This is a genomic window from Gorillibacterium sp. CAU 1737, from assembly GCF_039888655.1.
GTDB lineage: Bacteria > Bacillota > Bacilli > Paenibacillales > NBRC-103111 > Gorillibacterium.
This window is the reverse complement of sequence record NZ_JBDQQO010000003.1, coordinates 314,918-332,863: the sequence shown is the minus strand read 5'-3', so window position 1 is coordinate 332,863 and position 17,946 is coordinate 314,918. Positions and strand designations below refer to the sequence as shown.

Sequence of the window (17,946 nt, the reverse complement as noted above, 5' to 3'; positions counted from 1 at the left end):
CCCCCAGATGTCTGTTGAGATGACGACTGAAACCATGCCCACCAAGAAAGTACCTAAACCCATGTCACCCTGGAGGCTTTCACTCCGCCGGCTGTTCAAAAACAAGCTCGCTATGGGCGGCCTGTTTGTTCTCGTCTTCATGATCTTGCTTTGTTTTGTCGGCCCTTATTTCTCTAGCCACGTCAACGATATGAGCAACGTTGCCCGCGGCAATAAGCCGCCCAATGCTACCAACTGGCTCGGAACGGACAAGTTGGGACGGGACATCTTTACCCGTGTCATGCTGGCCGGACGGATCTCCCTCTCCGTAGGGATCGTGGCCATGCTCGTCTCCGTTACGATCGGAAGTATCTTCGGTGCTGTAGCCGGTTATTACGGCAAATGGGTAGATACCATCATGATGCGCTTTACTGATATCCTAATGTGCATCCCGACGCTTCCGCTTCTGATTATCTTGGGCAGTATTCTCGGCGACCTCAAGATTCCCCCGAGCACCCGGATCTACTATGTCATGCTCCTGATCGGCTTGCTCAGCTGGCCGGGACTCGCGCGTCTCGTGCGCGGTCAGGTGCTGTCGCTGCGCGAACTGGAATACATGCAAGCCGCTGAAGCGCTCGGTCTTCGCGACAAGCGGAAAATCTTCCGTCATCTGCTGCCGAATACGCTCCCGACCATTATCGTCGTGGCTACCCTTACCGTGGCGAGCTCCGTCTTGAGCGAAACAGTTCTCAGTTACTTAGGTCTCGGCGTGATCCCTCCGACTCCTTCGTGGGGCAACCTGATCAGCGAAGCGAACAACATCATCGTGCTGCAAAAGCGTCCTTGGCTCTGGGTTCCGCCCGGCGTAGCCATCTTCCTTACCGTAATCGCCATCAACACGCTCGGTGACGGACTGCGGGACGCCTTCGACCCGAAAATGAAGAAATAGGAGTGGCACCTATGGCCAAAGAACTTGTGGAGTTTCGCAACCTGCGGACCTCCTTCCATACGGAAAGCGGCACTGTCAAAGCCGTGAATGACGTCAGCTTTAACATCCGAGAAGGGGAAATCGTCTGTGTCGTAGGCGAATCCGGCTGCGGCAAAAGCGTAACCGCCCTCTCCCTCATGCGCCTTGTTTCCCTTCCGGGCAAGATCGAGGGCGGCGAAATCCTGTTCGAAGGCAAGGACATTCTGAAAGCCAGCAACCGCGATATGCGGAAGCTGCGCGGCAATAAGATGTCGATGATCTTCCAGGAGCCGATGTCCTCGCTTAACCCGGTACTGAAGATTGGCGAGCAGATCATGGAACCGATTCTGGCCCACCAGATCATCTCCAAGAAGGACGCCAAGAAGCGAGCCATTGAGCTCATCAGCCTGGTCGGCATTCCCCGTCCAGAAGCCATCTTTGAATCCTACCCGCATGAATTGTCGGGTGGGATGCGCCAACGGATCATGATCGCGATCGCCCTCGGCTGCGAGCCCAAGCTTCTCATCGCCGACGAGCCGACGACCGCACTCGACGTGACGATTCAAGCGCAAATTCTCGAGCTCATGAAGGAACTGATCGAGAAGTTCAACATGTCGATCATGCTCATCACCCATGACCTTGGCGTCGTCGCCGAAATGGCGGACTATGTCGTGGTCATGTATGCAGGGCGAGTCGTGGAAGAAACGACCGTGCTGGAGCTGTTCAAAAATCCGAAGCACCCCTATACAAAAGGCCTCCTGAAAGCGAAGCCTGTCATCAATCAACGCCAGGAGCGGCTGTATACCATTCCTGGTCAGGTCCCAAACCCGGCAAGCCTCGGCAACCACTGCTTCTTCGCCGATCGCTGCGAGTTCTGCATGGACATCTGCCGGACGGAATACCCTCCGCTCAAGGAATACGAAGACGGCCACAAAGCGGCTTGCTGGCTCTATGAGAAAGAAGGGATGAAGCCATGACGGAACAACCTTTGCTTTCCGTTGAGAACCTCAAGACCTATTACCCGATCAAGGGCGGGGTTTTCCGCACCACGGTCGGGCATGTAAAAGCAGTCGACGGAGTATCCTTTTCCATCAAAAGAGGCGAAACCTTCGGCCTCGTAGGGGAATCCGGCTGCGGCAAGAGCACGACAGGACGCAGCATTTTGCGCCTGGCGCCCAAGACAGACGGCAAGGTCCTCTACAAAGGCCAAGACATTCATAGCCTGAGCAAGCAAGAGATGCGCAAGCTGCGTCCCAAGCTGCAGCTGGTATTCCAGGATCCCTACAGCTCTCTCAACCCGCGGATCAAGGTGGGCGATGCCATCGGAGAAGCGATGCTCGACCACGGTCTTGTTCCAAAGAAGGAGCTGCGCGACCTCGTCAAGGAAACGATGAACCTGTGCGGACTGTCTCCGCACTACATCGACCGCTATCCGCATGAGTTCTCCGGCGGTCAGCGTCAACGGATCGGGATTGCCCGGGCGCTTATCCTGAACCCGGACTTCATGGTTGCCGATGAACCGATCTCCGCTCTCGACGTGTCGATCCAGGCGCAGATCATCAATCTGTTCAGCGACCTGCAGGAAAAAAGAAGCTTAACCTACCTCTTCATCTCCCATGACTTGTCCGTTGTCGAGCATTTGTGCTCCACAATCGGCGTCATGTATCTCGGTTCCATGGCCGAGACGGCGGACAAGGACGAATTGTTCCGCAACCCGCTGCATCCTTACACGAAGGCGCTGTTGTCGGCTGTTCCGGTTCCGGACCCGACCATACGCCGCGAACGGATCGTGCTGACCGGGGATATCCCCAGCCCAGCCAACCCGCCGTCCGGCTGCAAATTCCATACCCGCTGCCCGGTTGCCATGGAACGGTGCCGCCACGAAATTCCGCAGCTTCGCGACGTGGGCGGCGGCCACTGTGTCGCTTGTCACCTGGTCTAAGGGCCTCGGCGAACGCTCGGTTAAAACAAAAGGCTTCGATCTCTTCAAAGAGATTGAAGCCTTTTCTATTGGAGCGATGAATCGGCAGGCAACTACTCGGACACCTGAATGTCTCCCGACACCGTTGCCAGCTTCAAGAGGGCGTCCCCATTTCCCGCCTTCCCCTTGTAGTTCCCCTTGGAGGAATCCTCAAACTGGAAGTTCTCGGTCTTGACGTGAATAGAGCCGGTCACCGTTTCTCCCTGCACCTCAAAGGAAGACTCCTTCGGAATGCGGATTTCAATCTCGCCTGATACGGTCTCCACCTTAGCGGGATTCATAGCGAGCAGGCCGAGATTCACGTCCCCGGATGTGGTCTTCACCTGGAATTCTCCCGTTACCTCTTTGAGCTTCACTTCTCCTGATACGGTCTTCACTTTGCCTTTGGCCAGCTCGGAGCCGCTTAGTTCGACGTCACCCGAGGTGGTCTCTGCACTCAGGCTGTCGCCTTGCAGCGCCGCAAGATGCTGTTCCCCGGATACAGACTTGATCGTGAGCACACCCGTGCTCTTTTCCAGATCGATGTCTCCGGAGACCGTCTCCACCTTCACTTCGTCTGCATACAGCCCGGATAGTAATTGTTCCCCCGATACACTCTCAATGCTCAGGCTTTCAAAGCTTCTCTCCGGTATTTTCACGATGAGGGTTAACCCTTCCCCACTGAAGTTGAAGAAGCTCAGGAACGATCGACTCTTTTCCTTGACCTCGATTCGAAGAGAAGAGCCCTTTTCTTCCGTCCAAAGCGTAACATGGCGGTTCGCCTTGCCCTTCAGCTCCACCTGAACTTGGTCCCCGTCATAGCTCGTCGCTTCAATATCCGCGGATACCGAGTTGATTTGAATGGACTTCAGCTCCGCAGCAGAAAACGTTTTTTGCTCCCCGATGACTTGCATGTCCTCTTTATCGGTAAAAATGGAGCGGTACATCAGAATGCCGAACAGCACAAGCCCCGCACAGACCAGCAGCAGACCGACAATCCAAAACGGCCTCTTCATAACCCCAGCACCTCTTTCACGATACGCTTCTCTTTTTCGGATCTCTTTTTCAGAGCTTTTTTCCCTACTCCTATCCTACCAAGAAGCACCTGGGTTCGAAACCCGGTCCCAGTCCAGACTTCCCCGCGACCTTAGTCGGGGATCGCAGCAAAGGAATGCTCTCCGTACTCTCTAAGTAGACTGTCTTCAAACGACAACGCCCCTTGCCTGAAACAGTCAGGCCAGAGGCGTTGGGAAGAGGGGCATGGAGCGCCCCTCGTTCGTTGATGGCTATCCTAGGAAGCCCGGCGCATCCTTGCGCTCCGAGAGAACCGAGGCAAGCGGGAAGGCTGCAGGCGCCGAGAGGGCTTCGCCGCCCGCCTCCTCTAGCTGCTTCCAGGCAACGGACATCATGAGCTTAAGGCGGTTCACCTGATTAACGGAGCTGGAGCCGGCGTCATAATCCATTGCCGCAATGTTGGCCTCCGGATAGAGCTCCTTGAGTCCCTTGATCATCCCTCGGCCGACGACATGGTTCGGCAAGCAGGCAAACGGCTGGGCACAGACGATATTTGGCACTCCGTCATCCAGAAGCTCCATCATTTCCGCCGTGAGGAACCAGCCTTCCCCCGTTTGGTGCCCGACGGACAGCAAGCGCGAGGCTTTTTCCGCCAGCTCATAGACCGTATGCGGCACCCCAAAGCGCCCGCTTGACGCGAGGGCAGCCTTCATGGGCTTGCGCATGTACTCGAGGAAGGCGATGACAGCATGCCCGGTGAGCCCGGCCAGCTTGCTCTTCCCCATATGCTTGCTCTTGTAGGTCGGATTATAGGAGCAGTAGAGGAAGAAGTCGAGCAGGTCGGGAACCACGGCCTCTCCACCTTCCGCCTCAATCTGCTCCACCAGCTTGTTATTGGCGACCGGATGGAACTTCACGAGGATTTCCCCGACCACCCCGACGCGAGGTTTACGCAGGCCGGTGATGGGAAGCTTCTCGAAATCCTCGACGATTCGCCGCAGCAGGGAGCCATATTCCCGCATGCGGAAACGGAGGAGCGATTCCCTGCAGCGCTCGATCCACTCTCGCTGCAACGCTTCCGCGCTGCCCGTTACGGACTCGTAAGGACGAACTCGGTACAGAACGCGATTCAGCAAGTCCCCGTAGCAGGTCGCCGCTACAATCTTGCGAATCAGTCCCGGCGTTGGGGAAAAGCCGGGATGCTTCTCGATTCCGGAGGCGCTGACCGCCACGACGGGAACCTGCTCCATGCCGGCATCGCTAAGCGCCTTCCGCAGAAGGGCAATGTAGTTGGTGGCACGGCAGCCTCCGCCCGTCTGCGTCATCATGACGGCCGTCCGGTTCAGGTCATACTCCCCGCTCTTCAGGGCGGCCATGATCTGCCCAATGGTGACGATCGCCGGATAGCAGGCATCATTGTTGACGTAGGTTAGCCCTTCGTCGATCTCCTTGCGGCCGGTGCCTTCCAGTACCTTGAGCCGGTATCCCTCACTGGCCGCCGCTTCGGCGATGAGTTCAAAGTGGATCGGGGACATCTGCGGCCCGATGATGGTGTACGCTTCACGCATCTCTTTTATAAACATAACAGGCGGCGCGATCTCCCTCACCTTACGGGCGGTGACACCCTGGCGTTCCCGCTCCTCCATCGCCGCCTTGAGAGAGCGCAGTCGGATGCGCGCCGCCCCGAGGTTGTTGATCTCGTCGATCTTGAGCAAGGTGTACATGTTGTTGCGGTTCTCGAGAATCTCCTGCACCATGTCGGCCGTAACGGCGTCCAGACCGCAGCCAAAGGAGGTGAGCTGCACCAGCTCAAGCTCTTCTCGTTCGCTTACGAAGCTCGCTGCACGATACAGGCGGGAATGATACTTCCACTGATTGACGACCCGCAGAGGGCCTTCTATCAGAGCGAGATGAGCCACAGAGTCTTCCGTAAGAACGGCCATCCCAAGGCTCACGATGAGGTCAGGAATGCCATGGTGAATCTCGGGATCGACATGATAAGGGCGGCCGCACAAGACGATGCCCTTCTGGCCGGTACGCGTTAAATAGGCAAGCGTCTCCTCGCCCTGCCGGCGGATATCCTCCCGCGCCCGGTCCTTTTCCAACCAAGCCAGCTCTACCGCCTGACGGATTTCCTTTGCCGGAATGTCCGGGAAGCTCTGCACGAGCGACTTTGTCAAAGCCGATTTGTCATCCAGGGTGAGGAAGGGACGCAAAAGCTGGACTTCTCCATTCCGCATCAGGTCCATATTGGTCTGGATGACCTCAGGGTACGAGGTGACCACCGGGCAGTTGAAGTGGTTGGTCGCCTCCGGCGCTTCCTGCTCCTCATACATCACCGAGGGATAGAAAATGAGGCGGCACCCCTGCTCGGCCAAGCTCACCATGTGCCCGTGCACGAGCTTTGCCGGGTAGCATACGGAGTCCGAAGGAATGGTTTCCATTCCCTTCTCGTAGAGCTCCTTGGAGGAACGGCCCGACAAGACGACCCGATAGCGAAGCGTTGTAAAAAAGGTATGCCAAAACGGATAATTCTCATACAAGTTGAGCGCGCGCGGAATGCCGATCATCCCGCGGCTCGCCTCTTCCGGCGACAGGGATTCATAGGCGAAGATCCGCTTGTATTTGTAATCATATAGATTGGGCAGCGACTCTTCCTTGCGCCGAATACCGGCGCCGCGCTCGCAGCGGTTACCGGTGATGTGCAGGCTGCGATCCGGGAACCGGTTGACGGTCAACAGGCAGTGGTTATTGCACAGCCCGCAGCGGCGGCGGCTGACGGAATACGTGAAGGAGTCCAGCGCTTCCAAGGGGAGAACAGCGCTTACGGTGTTGCGTTCTTGCCCGGGCTGGGGGGCATGGACAAGCCCGCTCGCACACGCGGTCTCGCGCTCCTGATCCTTCCCTCCACATACCGCTTGCCCCGGAATGAATACCGTTTTGGGCTCGGTTGCCTCTGCTGCTGCGCCTTCCGCCCGCTCCTTGGCGATTAGGGCGGCTCCATACGCTCCCATGATGCCGGCCGTGTCCGGGCGCACCGCCTCCTTGCCCGTCAGCAGCTCAAAGGCGCGCAGCACCGCTTCGTTCAGGAAGGTCCCTCCCTGAACGACCACCCGTTCGCCAAGGTCCTCCGGGTTGCGCAGCTTGATGACCTTTTGCAGGGCATTCTTGACGACGGAATAGGAGAGACCGGCCGACAGATCGGCAACGGTCGCTCCTTCCTTCTGCACCTGCTTCACCTTCGAGTTCATGAAGACCGTGCAGCGAGAGCCCAGATCGACAGGGTGATCGGAGGTGAGCGCCTGCTCCGCAAATTCCTGGATGGGCAGGTGAAGCGCCCCGGCGAAGCTTTCGAGGAACGAACCGCAGCCAGCCGAGCAGGCTTCGTTCAGCAGCAGGCTGTCGATGGTACCGTTCTTGATCTTCATGCACTTCATGTCCTGCCCGCCGATGTCGAGGATGAGGTCGGCATCCGGGCGGAATTTCACCGCTGCCTTGTAGTGCGCGACGGTTTCAATCTCGCCTATGTCCACGCGCAAGGCGGCTTTGACGAGCCCTTCGCCGTAGCCGGTAACCGCTGACTTGGCGATATAAGCCTCAGCAGGGAGAACAGCGTAGAGCCGCTTCAGCGCCTCCTTCACCGACAGAAGCGGGTTGCCCTGATTGCTCGCGTAGTCGGTAAATAGGATCTCGTCGTCTTGCCCCATCAGGACAACCTTGGTCGTCGTCGAGCCGGCATCAATGCCAAGGTATGCCGGCCCGGCGTAGCGGGACAGCTCGCCGCGAGGAGCGGTTGCTGCCGCATGGCGCGCCCGGAACGATTCAAGCTCCTCGGCGCTCGCGAACAACGGCGGGAGCGGATCGGACTCGCGCCCCTCCGCCAGCCAGCTCACCCGCGCTAGGCGGCGCGCCCACTCGTCGACCGGGAGCGCTTGTTCCTGCTCGCTGAAGAAGGTGGCGCCGCTATGGAACGCCGCCCCGAGGGCGACGAAGTATTGCGCGTTCTCAGGGAAGACGGCCTCATCCGGCTGCAGGCCGAGCGTGATCACGAAGCGCTGGCGCAGCTCGGAGAGGAAGGTGAGCGGTCCGCCGAGAAAGGCGACCCTGCCGCGAATCGGACGCCCGCAGGCGAGTCCGCCGATCGTCTGGTTCACGACGCTCTGGAAGATGGATGCGGCGATGTCCTCCCGCCGGGCTCCTTCGTTCAGGAGCGGCTGAACGTCCGTCTTCGCGAACACGCCGCAGCGGGAGGCGATCGGATAGATCGTCTCCTGCCCCTTGGCGAGTTCGTTTAACCCTTCGGCGTCAGTCTTCAGCAAAGAGGCGATCTGGTCGATAAAAGCACCGGTGCCCCCGGCGCAGGCCGAATTCATCCGCTGCTCGATGCCGCCGCGGAAATAGATGATTTTGGCGTCTTCGCCGCCGAGCTCGATGACGACATCGGTCTCGGGTATGTATCGTTCCACCGCCTGCGTGCAGGCGATTACTTCCTGGATAAAGGAAACTTCCATGTGCTTAGACAAGGAAAGACCCGATGAGCCGCTGATGCTCAAGGTGGCCCGAGCGTTCGGATAACGCTCGCTTACCTCGGACAGCAGAGCCTGGGCCGTTCGTTTTACATCGGATAGGTGCCTCCGATAGGAATGATAGACGATGGTGCCGGAGGGGTCGACTGCTACCATCTTGGCAGTCGTGGATCCGACGTCAAGTCCGATATGCATGATCATGGGGCATCACCTTTACTTTAAATATACGAGCGCAGAGCGAGAACAGACCGAAAGGCCAAAGAAATCGCCGCTTCTGCTTATCCTGCTTTCTACCTACTTCCCCTCCAAAGCATGAATTCCTCTCCGAAAAAAAGAAAGATTTCGCAACGATTGACGAATCTTGCTGAAGGTAGATACGCCGTGTATCAAGGGATTGTGTATGCAGCACACGCCTCATTAATGTTAGGAAAACAGCCGCCTGAATCAGACTGTTTGTGATCGAAAGGGGCTCTCTCTCAAAGTCGAGCCGCCTCTTCGAGGAGAGGGTGAGGCCCCCCAATCCGCTTCTCTATCTCACAGAGTAAACGCGCTTGAACGACGAGGAGTTTACACTAGCGCATGACGAGGAGCTTCCGCAAGCGAGTGGTAAGGGGCTTGCACGAGCGAGCTGCGAGGGCTTACGCGAGCGAGGGCAGCGAAATACCGTGAGTCTCGCTTGCGAGGAAAAAAACCGCTCCTCTGTGTTCATCACACAGGGGAGCGGTGAGTAGGTTTGTCGATAAGGTGTACTTACGGCAGGTTCGTTCCGCCCATCAGGAAGCGGTCGACCTCACGAGCAGCGGCACGGCCCTCGTTGATCGCCCAGACGACCAGGCTTTGCCCGCGACGCATGTCGCCGGCGGCAAAAACGCCCGGCACGTTCGTCGCGAACTTGCCGTATTCGGCTTTGGCATTGGTGCGTTCGTCTCGTTCAACGCCAAGCTGGTCGAGCACCGGATTCTCCGGTCCCGTGAAGCCCATGGCGAGGAGAACGAGCTGAGCGGGGAGAACCTTCTCACTGCCCGGCACTTCCACCGGGATAATGCGGCCGTTCTCGTCCTTCTTCCATTCGACCTGGACGGTGAGCACTCCGCTCACCTGACCGTTCTCGTCTGCGATGAATTTCTTCGAGGAGACGAGGTAGCGGCGGGGGTCAGCGCCGTACTGAGCGGCGGCTTCCTCTTGGCCGTAGTCCATCTTGTACACCTTCGGCCATTCCGGCCAAGGGTTGTTCGATGCCCGCGAAAGGGGCGGCATCGGGTTGATCTCCAGCTGGATGACACTCCGGCAACCGTGGCGAAGAGAAGTCGCTACGCAGTCGGTACCGGTGTCGCCGCCGCCGATGACGACGACATCCTTGCCTTCGGCGGAAAGATAAGCGTCATCCTCGAGGTTCGAATCGAGCAAGCTCTGCGTGTTCTTGCTGAGGAACTCCATCGCCAGATGGATGCCTGACAGCTCGCGCCCTTCGATCTTCAGGTCGCGGCCTTGGGTAGCCCCTCCGCACAGAACGACAGCGTCGTACTCAGCCTTCAACTGGTCCGCCGGAATGTCCTTGCCAATCTCCGTACCGGTGATGAAGCGCACGCCTTCCTCAGCGAGCAGATCCACCCGGCGTTGAACGACCGTCTTCTCCAGCTTCATGTTCGGAATGCCGTACATGAGCAGGCCGCCTGCACGGTCAGCGCGCTCATAAACCGTCACACTGTGCCCGGCCTTGTTGAGCTGGGCGGCGGCAGCGAGTCCGGACGGGCCGGAGCCAATGACCGCTACCTTCTTGCCGGTGCGAGCCTTCGGCGGTTCAGGGCGAATCCACCCCTCTTCGAAGCCGCGATCGACAATGGCGCGTTCGATCGACTTGATCGTCACCGGATCGCCGTGAAGGCCGACGGTGCAAGACCCCTCACAGGGGGCGGGGCAGACCCGCCCGGTGAATTCGGGGAAATTGTTCGTCTTGTGGAGGCGCTCCAGCGCCTCCTCCCAGCGGTTCCGGTAGACGAGGTCGTTCCATTCGGGAATGAGGTTGTTCACCGGACAGCCGGAGGCCATGCCGCTGATCAGCTTGCCCGAGTGGCAAAACGGGACGCCGCAATCCATGCAGCGGGCGCCTTGCACCTGCAGCTTCTCCACCGGCAGCTCCTCGTGGAACTCGTTGTAGTGGAGGATGCGGGACAACGGGGCGTCATCTTTCGGGACTTCGCGTGTATATTCCAGAAATCCGGTTGGCTTTCCCATCGTGTACTCCTCCTCTCGTCAGTTTCCGCTCACACGGCTTGCGTCGCGCATGTTTTCCTCGAAGGCGGCCATGATGGCTTCCTCGTTGGACAGTCCGGAGTTCTTGCCATTCTCGATGGCTTCGAACATCCGCTTGTAGTCCTTGGGAATGACCTTGACGAAGTGGAACACTTCCTCATCCCAGTTCTCCAAAATGCGTTGGGCAACCGTGCTGCCGGTAAATTTATGATGGTTGCGAATCATCGTCCGCAGTTCGTTGACTTCATAATGCTCGCTGACTTGCTCGAGCAGGATCATTTCTTTGTTGACCTTCGAATCGAAGTCGCCTTCCTTGTTGTAGACATAAGCGACCCCGCCGGACATCCCGGCAGCGAAGTTCCGACCGGTCTTGCCGAGCACGGCGACGCGGCCTCCCGTCATGTACTCGCAGCCATGGTCGCCTACGCCTTCGACGACGGCGCGCACGCCGCTGTTCCGAACGCAGAAGCGTTCACCGGCACGACCGCGGAAGTAGGCTTCTCCATCCGTGGCCCCGTACAGGGCGACGTTGCCGAGGATGATGTTCTCCTCCGGAACGAACGCGGACAGCTTCGACGGGAAGATGACGATCTTGCCGCCGGACAGCCCCTTGCCGACATAGTCATTGGCGTCGCCTTCCAGCGAGAGCGTAATGCCCTTCGGCACGAAGGCGCCGAAACTTTGCCCCGCCGAACCGTTGAAATGCAGGCGGATCGTGTCGTTCGGCAAGCCCTCCGCTCCGTAACGGCGGGTTACCTCGCTACCGAGCACCGTGCCCACCACGCGGTTGACGTTCTTGATCGGCATGATCGCATGAACGTGCTCCCGGTTGTCGAGCGCCGGCTTGCAGACGGCGAGCAGCTTCGTGACGTCGAGGGAGCGATCAAGGCCATGGTCCTGCGTCTCGGTGCAGGAACGGCCGACCGATTCCGGCACATCCGGCTGATACAGGAGCGCAGACAGGTCAACGCCCTTCGCCTTCCAGTGCGTGACAGCTTTCTTCGGCTCTAGCGCATCCGTGCGACCGACCATCTCGGCGATGGTGCGGAAGCCGAGCTCTGCCATGATCTCGCGCACCTCTTGGGCAATGAAGACCATCAGGTTCACGACATGGTCCGGGTCTCCCGCAAACCGCTTGCGCAGCTCCGGGTTTTGCGTCGCGACGCCGACCGGGCAGGTGTCCAGGTGACAGACGCGCATCATCACACAGCCGAGGCTGATGAGCGGCGTCGTCGCGAAGCCGAACTCCTCTGCGCCAAGCAGGGCAGCGACGACAACGTCGCGGCCGGTCAGGAGCTTGCCGTCGGTCTCGACGACAATGCGGCTGCGCAGGTTGTTCAGGATGAGCGTCTGGTGCGCTTCGGCAAGGCCGAGCTCCCACGGAAGTCCCGCATGACGGATACTCGTCTGCGGCGAAGCGCCCGTACCGCCCTCGTATCCGCTGATGAGGACGACGTCAGCCTTGCCCTTGGCCACGCCGGCTGCAATCGTGCCGACACCGACCTCGGACACCAGCTTGACGCTGATGCGAGCACTCGGGTTCGCATTCTTCAGATCGTGAATCAGCTCCGCCAAATCCTCGATGGAGTAAATGTCATGGTGCGGCGGCGGCGAGATCAGGCCTACGCCCGGTGTAACGCCGCGCACTTCGGCTACCCACGGGTACACCTTGCGTCCCGGGAGCTGGCCGCCTTCGCCTGGCTTGGCGCCTTGGGCCATCTTGATCTGGATTTCATCCGCATTGACCAGGTAATGGCTCGTGACGCCGAAGCGTCCGGAAGCCACCTGCTTGATCGCACTGCGGCGGGAGTCTCCGTTTGCATCCGGTGTGAACCGGTTCGGGTGCTCGCCGCCCTCGCCGGTGTTGCTCTTGCCGCCGATGCGGTTCATGGCGATGGCGAGCGCTTCATGTGCTTCCTGGCTGATGGAGCCAAAGGACATGGCGCCGGTCTTGAAGCGCTTGAAGATCGATTCGATCGGTTCTACTTCGTCCAGCGGAACCGGACGGCGCCCCTGCTGGAATTCGAGCAGGCCGCGCAGGTGGAACTGCTTCTCCGAATCGCGGTTAATATGCTTCACATAGTTCTTGTATTGGGCGTAATTGTTGGTGCGCACTGCCGTTTGCAGCGCATGAATCGCTTCCGGCGAGTACAGGTGCTCCTCTCCGCTCGCGCGGTATTGCAGGTCGCCGCCGGCGTCGAGCGCCACATCCTTGCCTTCCAGCTCGGAGTAGGCCCGTTCATGACGCAGCTCCACCTCGCGGGCGACAATGTCGATTCCGATCCCCTCGACGCGGGAGGGCGTCCAGGTGAAATACTTGTCGACGAGGGATCGCTTCAAGCCGATCGCCTCGAAGATTTGGGCGCCGCGGTAACTTTGGATGGTCGAGATGCCCATCCGGGCGAGAACCTTGACCACGCCCTTCGTGACCGCCTTGCTGTAGTTGTAGTGCGCCTTCGCGCTGTCCACTCCCGTCAGGAAGTCATCGGCGATCATATCATCCAGCGTCTCGTACACGAGATACGGATGAATGGCCCCCGCGCCGTATCCGATCAGCAGAGCGAAGTGGTGCACCTCGCGCGGTTCGCCGGATTCCACCACCAGGCCAACCTTCGTGCGGGTCCCTTCGCGGATCAGGTGATGGTGCAGACCGGAGGTCGCGAGCAGGGCGGGAATGGGAGCATGCTCCGCATCCACTCCGCGGTCCGAGAGGACGAGAAGCGAGGCGCCGTCCGCGATGGCACGATCCGCTTCCGCAAACAGCTCCGTCAGGCGGGCCTCCAGGCCAGCGGCTCCTTCCTGCGGATGGTAAGTCGTGCGAAGCGTTACCGTCTTAAAGCCCTTGGAGTCGGCGGAACGCAATTTGGCCATTTCCTTGTTGGTCAGAATTGGCGACTTGATCCGAATCTGTCGACAGCTTTCGGGCGTCGGAGCGATCAGGTTGCCTTCCGCACCGATCGTGGTCTCCTGAGCGGTGATGATCTCCTCAAAGTTCGCATCGATCGGCGGGTTTGTCACCTGTGCGAACAATTGCTTGAAGTAATGATACAAGAGCTGTGGCTTGTCGGACAGCACCGCGAGCGGGGCGTCGTTGCCCATCGAGCCGATCGGGTCAACGCCGTTCTTCGCCATCGGTTCCAGGAACTTGCGCAGCGCTTCAAAGGTATAGCCGAACGTGAGCTGGCGCTTCTTGAGCGGCTCTTGCTCAACCGGAGTCTCCTTCGATTCCGGCAAGTCATCCAGCGAAATCAGATGCTCGGCAAGCCAATCCTGATACGGCTTCTCCGATACGATCCGCTCCTTGATCTCCTCATCCGACACGATCCGGCCTTCCTTCGTATCCACCAGAAGCATCCGACCGGGCTGAAGGCGATCCTTGAACGCGATCTGATCCTGCGGAAGATCGACGACGCCGACTTCGGAGGCGAGTACGATGATGTCGTCCGTCGTCACGTAATAACGAGCGGGGCGCAGTCCGTTACGATCCAGCAACGCGCCGATTACACGTCCATCCGTAAAGGAGATGGCAGCCGGTCCGTCCCACGGCTCCATGAGGCAGCTGTGGTATTGGTAGAAGGCGCGCTTGGCCGGGTCCATCGTCTCATGCTTCGACCACGGCTCCGGAATCATCATCATCGCAGCATGCGGCAAGCTCCGGCCGGTAAGCGAGAGGAATTCGAGCACGTTGTCAAAGATTTGCGAGTCGCTGCCGTCTTCCTCCATGAGAGGAAGCAGCTTTTTGAAATCTTCCCCGAACAGGTCGGTATCGCACAGCGCTTGGCGGGCGCGCATCCAGTTGACGTTGCCGCGCAGCGTGTTGATTTCCCCGTTGTGGATCATGAATCGGTAGGGGTGAGCGCGCTCCCAGCTCGGGAAGGTGTTGGTGCTGAACCGGGAATGCACGAGCGCAAGAGCCGACGTAAGCTCTGGATCTCCCAGCTCCGTATAATATAGGTAGACTTGTTCCGGAGTGAGCATTCCTTTGTAGACAATGGTACGGCTGGACAGGCTCGCGTAGTACAAGCTGTCGGCCCCTTCCAGTTTGCGGGCCGCATGCTCGGAGCGCTTGCGGATCACGAACAGCTTGCGCTCGAAGGCGAGCTCATCCTGGGCATCCGGTACGTTCGCGCCGATGAGGAGCTGCTCGACATGCGGCTCTCTCTCTTTTGCGGAATCGCCTAACGTTGCATGGTCCGTAGGCACCGTTCTCCAGCCGAGGAGCGTCTGCCCTTCTTCGGCTACAATCGCCTCGACCATGTGCTTGCACACAGCGCGTGCCGCTTCGTCTTGCGGCAGGAAGACCATGCCAACCCCGTAATGACCGGGTTCCGGGAGCGTGATTCCTTGCGCGGCGACAGCCTTCGCCAGGTAGGTGTGCGGAATTTGTATTAAGATGCCGGCTCCGTCGCCGGTGTTCGATTCACTGCCTTGGCCGCCGCGGTGATCCAGATTGCAAAGCACCTGAAGGGCCTGTCGGACGATGGTGTGGGACGGACTACCCTTAATGCTTGCCACGAAGCCAATTCCGCAAGCATCGTGCTCAAACCGTGGGTCGTACAGTCCCTGCTGTGGGGGCAATCCATTCGATTTCATTCCCGCGCAACCTTTCGTAATTTAGTAGGAAAAACTTTAAAATCCAAAAGCCAACAAAATATTTATTTCATATTACCATCGGCCATGTTAGATTACAATTTATAATCCGCAAAACACGAATAGAAATGAGTTATAGACATGGAACCTTCGGGTTTTCACTTCGGATGACATTTCCAGCTCGCCTCTCGCGGAGCAGGTGCAAAATTCTTATTTTGTTCCAAAGCCGCTAACATGATATGATGATAGTTGGGGCATATAGAACCCCCGCCATTCGGCTTCTGGAGCCATCCTAGCGGAATTATGGTTGAATGAAGGCAAGGTGAATCTTTCGTGAGAAAAAAAAGAATCCTTCTTTTGTCCGAGGGATTCGGCTCGGGACATACACAAGCGGCGCACGCGATCTCCGTCGGCCTCCGCAGGCATTCCCCCTCGGTGCGCACCCGCGTGCTCGAGCTGGGGGCCTTTCAGCATCCGACCATTGCGCCCTGGATCTTCTCCGCGTATCGCAAGACCATTACCTCACAGCCGAAGCTGTTCGGAATGCTGTACAAAAGCAAATACAAAAAAGAGCTGAATCGCTTCACGTCGATGGCGCTGCACCGCGTCTTCTACAACGCGACCGAGGACATCCTGGAGCAGCTGCAGCCGGACATGATCGTCTGCACGCACATGTTCCCAAGCATCGTCGTGTCTCGGCTGAAGCGCGCCGGTCTCACCATTCCGCTCGTTAACGTCATCACCGACTATGACGCGCATGGGACCTGGATCGCCTCGGAGGTCGACCACTACCTCGTCTCCACTCCGGAGGTGAAGGAGCGGCTCGTGAAGAAAGGCGTCTCGCCTGACCTCATTTCCGTTACCGGTATTCCCGTTCATCCCGACTTCTGGAAGCCTGCGGACCGGGAGGTGGTTCGGGAGGAGCTCGGTCTCTTGGACATGCCCACCGTTCTCTTTATGGGAGGCGGCTGGGGGCTCATCAAGGAAGACGAGCTGATCTACCGGGCAAGCGAGCACCGCGACCGGGTTCAACTGATCTTCTGTCTCGGCAATAACGAGAAGCTGCGGGAGCAGCTTTCGGAGGACCCGCGTCTCGTGCACCCGAACATCAAGCTGCTCGGGTATACGAAGGAAATCGGCAAGCTCATGGACGTCGCCGATCTGCTGGTCACCAAACCGGGCGGCATGACCTGCTCGGAAGGATTGGCGAAGGGCATCCCCATGCTCTTCTATAACCCGATCCCCGGCCAGGAAGAGGAGAACGCCCAATATTTCATCGACAACGGATACGGGGTGCTCATGAAAACCCCGGAGGATATCGACTCCTGGTTCGAGAGGCTCGTGCGGGAGCACGAGAGCTTTGTCGCCAAGCGGCAGGCACTCCTCGACAACCGCAAGCACGACACTAATCCGAACGTCTGCTCGGAAGTCATTCTTTCCCTTCTTGAAAAGCAAGGGTAACGGAATCAGCCTCCCCCTCGGCTCGCCAGGGGGAGGCTTTTGCAACTCCGTAAGGGGTGCAGGGATGAAGGCGAGACATCCGTCCTATATAATAGAAGAAATCGCCAGAAAGGTTCTCTTCCGTTGGCGATTTCTTCGGCTGGGCAGGGGTTGAAATCCGAACAAACGTCCCCGAGCCGCCCTTTTTTAGAGCGGCGGGGTCTTCTTCGGGGGAGGACCTGCGTTTTGCTTTTTCCTATTGCTTAAGAAAGGAATCTGCAGCGAGAACGGCTTGCAAAATTCACGCGTTTTCCCGTCTCGATCAAAGTGAAGCGTCGCATTGATCTCGCCGCCCAGGACGATGATGAGGCTGCTCAGGTAGAGCCAGATGAGCAGAACGATGACGCCTCCCAGGCTTCCGTAAGTTTTTGAGTAGTTTCCGAAGTTATTTACGTAATAAGAGAAGAGCAGTGAGGTCACGATCCAGCCGCCGGTTGTAAAGAGAGCGCCGGGAAGCACCTCCTTGAATGTCAGGCGACGGTTCGGAATATACTTGTACAAGAATACAAACACGAGGGCCATTACGGCCAAGGGGATGGCGTAATTACCGATGGCCCACAGGGTGTCAAACGTATCGGAGAGCGCGAACCATTTGGCGAGCTGATCGCCGATCCATTGCCCGAAGATGAGAAGCACGAGCGTCAGGGCAATGGTGAGTGCCAAGGCCAGCATGAAGAGAATGGAGATTCCTTTTACCTGGTAATAGCGCCGGGTCTCCTCTTCGTCATACGCCTTGTTGAGCGCCTTCATGATGGCGTCCACCCCTTTCGACGCAGACCAGATCGTCCCGATCATCGAGAAGGATAGAAGTGCCTGGCTTCTTCCCTCCTGAATCTCCGTCAGCGTGCGGTGGATCATCTCGTGGGAGCTGGTCGGAAGAAATCGCTGCAGGCTGTTCAGGATTTCGTCGGGCGACAAGGGGGTGAAGCTGATCAGGGAGACGAGAAAGAGAAGAAACGGGAAGATCGAGAGGATGAGGTAATAGGTAAGCTGGGCGGCCAAGGCCGGGACCTCGTCCTCTTGGTAGCGGCAGTACAGGGTTTGCAGGAACGACATGGCTTTGGAGTCCACACGCCTCACCTTCCTTCCGTGTAGGGGTTCATCCGTTCGGAACGGCTTTCTCCACCTGTTTACCCCCGGCTGTGCCCGTGAATCAA

General features: G+C 58.5%; 9 protein-coding genes. 4 read left to right on the top strand and 5 right to left on the bottom strand.

Going from position 1 to position 17,946, the window contains the following annotated elements:
• Positions 1–7 precede the first annotated feature (7 nt).
• From opp4C to AAFN83_RS08870, 3 genes are read left to right on the top strand one after another with little or no spacing between them, the layout of a single operon-like run.
• Positions 8–928, top strand: a complete 921-nt coding sequence (opp4C, locus tag AAFN83_RS08880) for an oligopeptide ABC transporter permease (RefSeq protein ID WP_347768634.1) — start codon at positions 8–10, stop codon at positions 926–928.
• 11 nt (positions 929–939) lie between these two features.
• Positions 940–1,923, top strand: coding sequence for an ABC transporter ATP-binding protein (locus AAFN83_RS08875; RefSeq protein ID WP_347768633.1), 984 nt, complete (start codon positions 940–942; stop codon positions 1,921–1,923).
• Positions 1,920–2,888 (top strand): ABC transporter ATP-binding protein, encoded by a 969-nt coding sequence (locus AAFN83_RS08870; protein ID WP_347768632.1) that lies wholly within the window; start codon positions 1,920–1,922, stop codon positions 2,886–2,888. The genes AAFN83_RS08875 and AAFN83_RS08870 overlap by 4 nt, the downstream gene beginning before the upstream one ends.
• Before the next feature lie 92 nt (positions 2,889–2,980).
• Here AAFN83_RS08870 and AAFN83_RS08865 read toward each other — a convergent pair whose 3' ends face one another.
• The 4 genes from AAFN83_RS08865 to gltB form a co-directional block, all read right to left on the bottom strand.
• A complete protein-coding gene (locus AAFN83_RS08865; RefSeq protein ID WP_347768631.1) occupies positions 2,981–3,922 on the bottom strand; it encodes a DUF4097 domain-containing protein in 942 nt (313 codons plus the stop codon).
• Between the two features lie 270 nt (positions 3,923–4,192).
• Positions 4,193–8,644, bottom strand: coding sequence for an acyl-CoA dehydratase activase-related protein (locus AAFN83_RS08860; protein ID WP_347768807.1), 4,452 nt, complete (start codon positions 8,642–8,644; stop codon positions 4,193–4,195).
• A gap of 552 nt (positions 8,645–9,196) precedes the next feature.
• Positions 9,197–10,681 carry a glutamate synthase subunit beta gene (locus AAFN83_RS08855; RefSeq protein ID WP_347768630.1) on the bottom strand — a complete coding sequence of 495 codons (1,485 nt, stop codon included), beginning with the start codon at positions 10,679–10,681 and terminating at the stop codon, positions 9,197–9,199.
• An 18-nt stretch (positions 10,682–10,699) separates the two neighbouring features.
• Complete coding sequence (gene gltB / locus AAFN83_RS08850; RefSeq protein WP_347768629.1) at positions 10,700–15,292, bottom strand: glutamate synthase large subunit; 4,593 nt, start codon at positions 15,290–15,292, stop codon at positions 10,700–10,702.
• Between the two features lie 330 nt (positions 15,293–15,622).
• On the opposite strand from gltB, the gene AAFN83_RS08845 reads away from it, so the two are divergent.
• Positions 15,623–16,750 carry an MGDG synthase family glycosyltransferase gene (locus tag AAFN83_RS08845; protein ID WP_347768628.1) on the top strand — a complete coding sequence of 376 codons (1,128 nt, stop codon included), beginning with the start codon at positions 15,623–15,625 and terminating at the stop codon, positions 16,748–16,750.
• 186 nt (positions 16,751–16,936) lie between these two features.
• Here the strand turns inward: AAFN83_RS08845 and AAFN83_RS08840 are convergent, their stop codons facing one another.
• A complete protein-coding gene (locus tag AAFN83_RS08840) occupies positions 16,937–17,860 on the bottom strand; it encodes a YihY/virulence factor BrkB family protein (protein WP_347768627.1) in 924 nt (307 codons plus the stop codon).
• Between the last annotated feature and the right edge of the window lie 86 nt (positions 17,861–17,946).